5 protein-coding genes are annotated in these 6835 nt (G+C 62.0%); 1 reads left to right on the top strand and 4 read right to left on the bottom strand.

Features of this window, described 5'->3' with window-relative positions:
• Positions 1-320: 320 nt before the first annotated feature.
• Positions 321-1037: a phosphatidylcholine synthase gene (gene pcsA / locus BFQ01_RS27905; protein ID WP_027606368.1), complete on the bottom strand. Its 717-nt coding sequence runs from the start codon at positions 1035-1037 to the stop codon at positions 321-323.
• A gap of 148 nt (positions 1038-1185) precedes the next feature.
• Positions 1186-2112 carry a class I SAM-dependent methyltransferase gene (locus BFQ01_RS27900; RefSeq protein ID WP_065927823.1) on the bottom strand — a complete coding sequence of 309 codons (927 nt, stop codon included), beginning with the start codon at positions 2110-2112 and terminating at the stop codon, positions 1186-1188.
• A 191-nt stretch (positions 2113-2303) separates the two neighbouring features.
• On the opposite strand from BFQ01_RS27900, the gene mdeB reads away from it, so the two are divergent.
• On the top strand, positions 2304-4982 hold the full coding sequence (gene mdeB / locus BFQ01_RS27895) for an alpha-ketoglutarate dehydrogenase (protein ID WP_065927822.1): 2679 nt from the start codon (positions 2304-2306) through the stop codon (positions 4980-4982).
• A gap of 134 nt (positions 4983-5116) precedes the next feature.
• Here mdeB and BFQ01_RS27890 read toward each other — a convergent pair whose 3' ends face one another.
• Together BFQ01_RS27890 and BFQ01_RS27885 are read right to left on the bottom strand one after the other, a co-directional pair.
• Complete coding sequence (locus BFQ01_RS27890; RefSeq protein WP_065927821.1) at positions 5117-5608, bottom strand: DUF1289 domain-containing protein; 492 nt, start codon at positions 5606-5608, stop codon at positions 5117-5119.
• A 53-nt stretch (positions 5609-5661) separates the two neighbouring features.
• Positions 5662-6825 carry a ribonucleotide-diphosphate reductase subunit beta gene (locus BFQ01_RS27885; protein ID WP_176718746.1) on the bottom strand — a complete coding sequence of 388 codons (1164 nt, stop codon included), beginning with the start codon at positions 6823-6825 and terminating at the stop codon, positions 5662-5664.
• Positions 6826-6835: the final 10 nt, after the last annotated feature.

The following is a 6835-nucleotide window of genomic DNA, read 5'->3' as shown; positions in this document are numbered from 1 at the left end:
CTCCGGCTTTGGAGCGTGGGCCGCCGCGATGGGCCATCCTTGGCCCAGCGCGGCTAACCCGGCGTCCTGCCGGGTTACCCACGCTCCAAAGCCTTCGTTCGGGCATACCGAGCCTAGGCGAGGTACCGAGTGGTGGGGCGAAGCGTTTTTGGTTACTTTTGGCGCTTTTCCAAAAGTGACACGCCGTAAGGGCGTAACCATAAGTGGCCGTTACCGCAGCAACGGATATGTACTCATTCCACGCCAACATCCTGGTCGGCTGTCAGGCCGCCATCGGGAGCAAGCCCCCTCCCACATTTTGCCCACGGTGTGTCAGTTGCCTATTTGTGAGTCCCCATCCACTCCAGCGCCGTGCGCCACACACAAATCCCGAGGAAATACGCCGACATCACCGACCACAACCCAAACGTCCACGGGTTGGTGTTGGGATAATCCACCACCATCAAAAAGCTGCAGAGCAACCAGATGGTGGTCACTGCGATATTGATCGGCATGAAGCGCTTGACCCGGAACGGGTGCAGGAACTTCATCGGCGTCACGGTCAGCAGGGCCAGGCCGATCACGGTCAGCAAGGTGACCCAGGCGTCCGGCTGGATGATGTATACGCACAAGGCCACCACGTTCCAGGCGGCGGGGAAGCCGACGAAGTAGTTGTCTTTGCTCTTCATGTTCACGTTGCAGAAGCAGAACAGCGATGACACCAGGATCACCGACACGGTGAACAGGTGGGTAAAGTCCGGCAGGTCGATATAGCGGTAGATAAACAGTGCCGGAATAAACACATAGGTGAGGTAATCGATCACCAGGTCCAGTACCGAGCCGTCAAAGCTGGGCAATACCGTGCTGACATTCACCCGTCGCGCCAGGGAACCATCGACGCCGTCTACTACCAGGGCCAGGCCCAGCCAGAGCAGGCAGGCCTTGGGTGAGTTTTCCAGCAGCGCCAGGGTGGCCAGGAAGGCCAATACCACACCGGTGGCGGTAAAGCCGTGGGCGCCCCAGGCTTTGATTCTGGCTACATGCAGGGTCGATATCACGGGCGGTTCTCCAAAAGGTGAAACGGGGCAGCCGACAACGTGACGCTGTCGAGTCTGGCCGGGGAATGCAGGTATCGACCGGGAAGGGGGTCATAAGGTTCACCGCCCGGCGCATCACATAGCGTAGCAAGCGTAGGACGTTTCGGCATCAGCCTTGGCGAAACACCAGTGCCTTCAGTCCGCTTTGCGCGTCGATATCCGGAAATTCCGGCGGGTTTTGCAGCCGTTCAATAAAGCGCAGGCCCGGTGCTTCGCGGGTGACGCCGTCGATCAGGAAGTCTTCGCCGAAGGCCGGGTCGTTCATGCACGCCAGGACAGTGCCCTGGGCCGTGAGCAAATCCGGCAGGCGACGCAGTACGCGCTGGTAGTCCTTGGTCAGCAGGAAGCTGCCTTTCTGGAAGGACGGTGGGTCGATGATCACCAGGTCGTAGGGGCCGCTGTGGGTGACCTTGGCCCAGGATTTGAACAGGTCGTGGCCGAGGAAGGTGACCTTGCTCAGGTCATGACCGTTCAGGCGGTGGTTATCGCGGCCGCGGCTCAGGGCGCCACGGGCCATGTCCAGGTTCACCACGTGGCTGGCGCCGCCCTCGATGGCCGCGACCGAGAAGCCGCAGGTGTAGGCAAACAGGTTGAGCACGCGCTGGCCCTTGGCCTGTTCGCGCACCCAGTTGCGGCCGTAGCGCATGTCGAGGAACAGCCCGCTGTTCTGCTTTTTGCCCAGGTCGATCAGGTAACGCAGGCCGCCTTCGGTGATGGTCAGCTCGTCGATGGCTGCGCCCACCAGCCATTCCGTGGTGCTTTGCGGCAGGTAGCGGTGTTGCAGCGCCACGCTGTGGGCGCCGGATCGGGCCCAGTCGAAGTCGATCAACAGCTGTTTCAACCCCTCCAGATGGGGCGCTTCGGGCTCTTTGAACAGCGCGACCAGCACCACGCCTTGCAGCCAGTCCACGGTCAATTGCTCCAGGCCCGGCCAGCAGCGGCCACGGCCATGGAACAGGCGCCGGGTTTCAGCCGGCGGGCTGGCCAGGGCGGTGAGCAGGTGGGCGTGCAGGGTAGCGAGTGCGTCTGGGTTCATCGTTGAGCGTCGGTCATTGAGCGGGCGGCATTTTAAACACACTGGTGAGGTTTCGGGTTGTTTGAGCACAACGTGCTGGGAAAAAGCCCATGGGCAGTGATTCATGCTCAAAATTCTGTAAACCGCGCCTGATAACAGGCAAAAAATCCTCAAGCGCCGACATAAACTGGAAAAAAAGCCCGGAGGTGCCCATGAACGGTTTCGCGAGTGCAGTGAATCACACAGCCCTGGATCAACCAGAGCTAGACGAATGGCGCGACGCGCTGGCGTCGCTGGTAGCCAATGCCGGCCCTGAGCGCGCACGCCAGATCCTCGATCTGCTGGCCCGCGATGCCAGCGCTCCGCACATCGACTGGAAACCCCGCCACGGTACGCCCTACATCAATAGCATCAGCGTCGAGCAGCAACCGGCGTTTCCCGGCGACCTGGCCACCGAAGAGCGCCTGGCCTCACTGGTACGCTGGAACGCCCTGGCCATGGTGGTGCGGGCCAACCAGGCCTATGGCGAGCTCGGTGGCCACATTGCCAGTTACGCCAGTGCGGCGGATTTGTTCGAGGTGGGCTTCAATCACTTTTTCCGCGCCCGCAATCACGACTTTGGCGGCGACCTGGTGTTCTACCAGCCGCATTCGGCCCCCGGCATTTATGCGCGCGCCTTCCTTGAAGGGCGCTTGAGCGAGGACGACCTGGCCCACTATCGCCAGGAACTCGGTGGCGCCAAGGCCGGGGCGAGTGGGCTGTGCAGTTACCCGCACCCGTGGTTGATGCCTGACTTCTGGCAGTTCCCCACCGGTTCCATGGGCATTGGCCCCATCAGTTCGATTTTCCAGGCGCGCTTCATGCGCTATCTGCAGCATCGCGGCCTGCAGGACACCGCCGAGCGTCACGTGTGGGGTGTCTTCGGCGACGGCGAGATGGACGAGCCGGAAAGCATGTCGGCCCTGACCCTGGCCGCGCGCGAAGGCCTCGACAACCTGACCTGGGTGGTCAACTGCAACCTGCAACGCCTCGACGGCCCGGTGCGTGGCAACGGGCGGATTATCGACGAGCTGGAGGCATTGTTCGCGGGGGCGGGCTGGAACGTGATCAAGCTGGTCTGGGGGTCGGACTGGGACGCCTTGCTCGCCAAGGACGCCGACGGTTCCCTGGTCAACACGTTGTCGAACACCGTGGACGGCCAATTCCAGACCTTCGCTGCCAAGGACGGGGCCTACAACCGCGAACACTTCTTCGGCCAGAGCGCGGCGCTGGCCAGCTTGGTCAAGGGCATGAGCGATGAGCAGATCGACCGCCTCAAGCGTGGCGGCCACGACATGGTCAAGATCCACGCCGCCTATCATGCCGCGCGCCGGGTCAAGGGCAAGCCCACGGTGATCCTGGCCCAGACCAAAAAAGGCTTCGGCATGGGCGAGGCCGGGCAGGGCAAGATGACCACTCACCAGCAGAAAAAGCTCGATCGCGACGCGCTGCTCGCTTTCCGCAACCGTTTCCAGTTGCCGCTGAGCGATGAACAGGCCGAGTCGCTGAGCTTCTTCAAACCCACGGATGACAGCCTCGAGTTGCGCTACCTGCATCAGCGGCGCACGGCCTTGGGCGGTTATGTGCCCAGCCGTAGCCAGGCCGCGGCACCGGTGAACGTCCCGCCCGTGAGCGGTTACGCCGGTTTCGCCACGGCGGCCGACGGCAAGGAAATGTCCACCACCATGGCCTTCGTGCGCATGCTGACCAACCTGCTCAAGGACAAGGCGCTCGGGCCGCGCATCGTGCCCATCGTGGCGGATGAGGCGCGCACTTTCGGCATGGCCAACCTGTTCAAGCAGATCGGCATCTATTCCAGTGTCGGCCAGCGTTATGAGCCGGAAGACATCGGCTCGATCCTCAGCTACCGCGAAGCCACCGACGGGCAGATTCTTGAAGAAGGCATCAGCGAGGCCAGTGCCATCAGTTCCTGGGTCGCGGCGGCCACCAGTTACTCGGTGCATGGCCTGCGCATGCTGCCGTTCTACATCTATTACTCGATGTTCGGCTTCCAGCGCGTCGGCGACCTGATCTGGGCCGCCGCCGACCAGCGCGCCCGTGGCTTCCTGCTCGGTGCCACGGCCGGGCGGACCACACTCGGCGGTGAGGGCTTGCAGCACCAGGACGGCAGCAGCCACCTCACCGCCGCCACCGTGCCCAACTGCCGCGCCTACGATCCGGCGTTTGCCGGGGAATTTGCGGTGATCCTCGACCACGGCATGCGCCAGATGCTGGAACAGGATGTGGACGAGTTCTACTACGTGACCCTGATGAACGAAAACTACCCGCAGCCAAGCCTGCCCGCAGGCGTGGAGGCGGCGGTCATCAAGGGCCTGTATCGCCTGGAAGGCGCCGCCGACGCCCGGGTACGCCTGCTCGGTTCGGGCACCTTGCTGCGTGAAGCCCAGGCCGCCGCGCGGTTACTGGCTGAGGATTGGCACGTGGCGAGCGAGGTGTACAGCGTCACCAGTTTCAGCGAACTGGCACGGGAGGCGCGGGAAGTGGAACGCTGGAACCGCCTGCATCCGCAGGCCGGCAAGCGCGTCAGTCACCTGAATGACTGCTTGCCGGCAGGTGCGCCAGTGGTTGCCGTGTCCGACTACGTACGCGCAGTACCGCAGATGATTGCGTCCTATCTGGACTCCAGCTACACCGTGCTCGGCACCGACGGGTTCGGTCGCAGTGATACACGGGCGGCGCTGCGGGATTTCTTTGAGGTGGATCGGCATCACATCGTGCTGGCGGCGCTTACCGCGTTGGTGGAGCAGGGCAGTCTTGAGCGGCAGGTGTGCCAGCAGGCGATTGAGCGGTATGGCTTGCAGGTGGATCGCGCAGCTTCCTGGACCTGCTGATTCCCCCCGTAGATACAACACCGCGTAAATCCGTAGCTGTCGAGCCCCGGCGAGGCTGCGTAGGCCGAGACTCGAGCTTGAATCGGCAGCGCGCCTGACGCAGCCTCGCTGGCGCTCGGCAGCTGCTACGACGGTCACATGCTGCTGGCGATGAGGGGCTGACCGAACACTTCGCGTATAAACCCCGGGGCGATATACCGCTCGTAATGCGCCTCGGACAGCAGGAAAAACTCCCGGTCAATGGCATCGCGCAAATCCGCCAGGCTGCGTTCGCGAAACTCCGGCAACAACGCCAACCCATAGGCGTCCAGCCTGGAAATCACCCGCGCGCCCCGGGCAATCAGCTGGTACGCCCAGCAATACGGCGACTGTTGCGGCATAAAGCGAATCTTGCGGTCTTCCAGTTGCTGGCGCAGGCGCTGCGGGTCGAACACTTCCAGCTTGCTGGCCATCACCTGCACCAGCAACTGCTCAAGGCGCAGCCATACCGCCTGCTTTTCCTCGGCGTTGTAGCCATTCCACTGGATCACTTCATGGTGATAACGCTTGCAGCCTCGGCAGACCAGGTCCCCGTAAACGGTGGAGCACAGGCCGACGCAGGGGGTCTTGATGGTTTGATTGGGCATAAAAAATATCGACAAGTGAAACAACACGGCCCCAGAAAGGGGCCGTTTTTTAATCAATCCCAGCTCAGCGCACCGCCGGTCTGATACTCGATCACACGGGTTTCGAAGAAGTTTTTCTCTTTCTTCAAATCCATGATTTCACTCATCCACGGGAACGGGTTAGTCGTCCCCGGATACTCTTCCTTCAACCCAATTTGCGACAGGCGACGGTTAGCGATGAACTTCAAATAGTCTTCCATCATCGCGGCGTTCATACCGAGCACCCCGCGCGGCATGGTATCCCGCGCATATTCAATCTCCAGCTGAGTCCCCTGCAGGATCATCTGGGTCGCTTCTTCCTTCATCTCGGCATCCCACAGGTGTGGGTTTTCGATCTTGATCTGGTTGATCACGTCGATACCGAAGTTCAGGTGCATCGACTCATCGCGCAGGATGTACTGGAACTGCTCGGCCACGCCGGTCATTTTGTTGCGGCGGCCCATGGACAAAATCTGGGTGAAGCCGCAGTAGAAGAAGATGCCTTCCAGCACGCAGTAGTAGGCGACCAGGTTGCGCAGCAGTTCCTTGTCGGTGTCGACGGTGCCGGTTTCGAACTTCGGATCGGAGATCGAGCGGGTGTATTTCAGGCCCCAGGCTGCCTTCTTAGCCACCGATGGAATCTCGTGGTACATGTTGAAGATCTCGCCTTCATCCATGGCCAACGATTCGATGCAGTACTGGTAGGCGTGGGTGTGGATCGCTTCTTCGAAGGCCTGGCGCAGGATGTACTGGCGGCACTCCGGGTTGGTGATCAGGCGGTACACGGCCAGGACCAGGTTATTGGCGACCAGGGAGTCGGCGGTGGAGAAGAAGCCGAGGTTGCGCATGACGATGCGGCGTTCGTCGTCGGTCAGGCCTTCGGGGTTTTTCCACAGGGCGATGTCGGCGGTCATGTTGACCTCTTGCGGCATCCAGTGGTTGGCGCAGCCGTCGAGGTACTTCTGCCAGGCCCAGTCGTACTTGAAAGGCACGAGTTGGTTGAGGTCGGCGCGGCAGTTGATCATGCGCTTTTCGTCAACGGCGACGCGGGCGGAGGCGCCTTCGAGTTCGGCGAGGCCTTCGGCGACGTCGAGTTTGTCCAGGGCGGCCTTGGCGCGCACGATGGCGGCGGAGTCACTGGCGGTGACGGCGCGTGCTTCGATGGCGGCAGCGGCACCGGCACCGTCGAGGCGGTCCATGTTGGCTTCG

Origin of the sequence: Pseudomonas sp. 8 R 14, from assembly GCF_900005955.1 — a bacterium.
Lineage (GTDB): Bacteria > Pseudomonadota > Gammaproteobacteria > Pseudomonadales > Pseudomonadaceae > Aquipseudomonas > Aquipseudomonas marginalis.
This window is presented reverse-complemented; position numbering and strand designations above follow the sequence as displayed.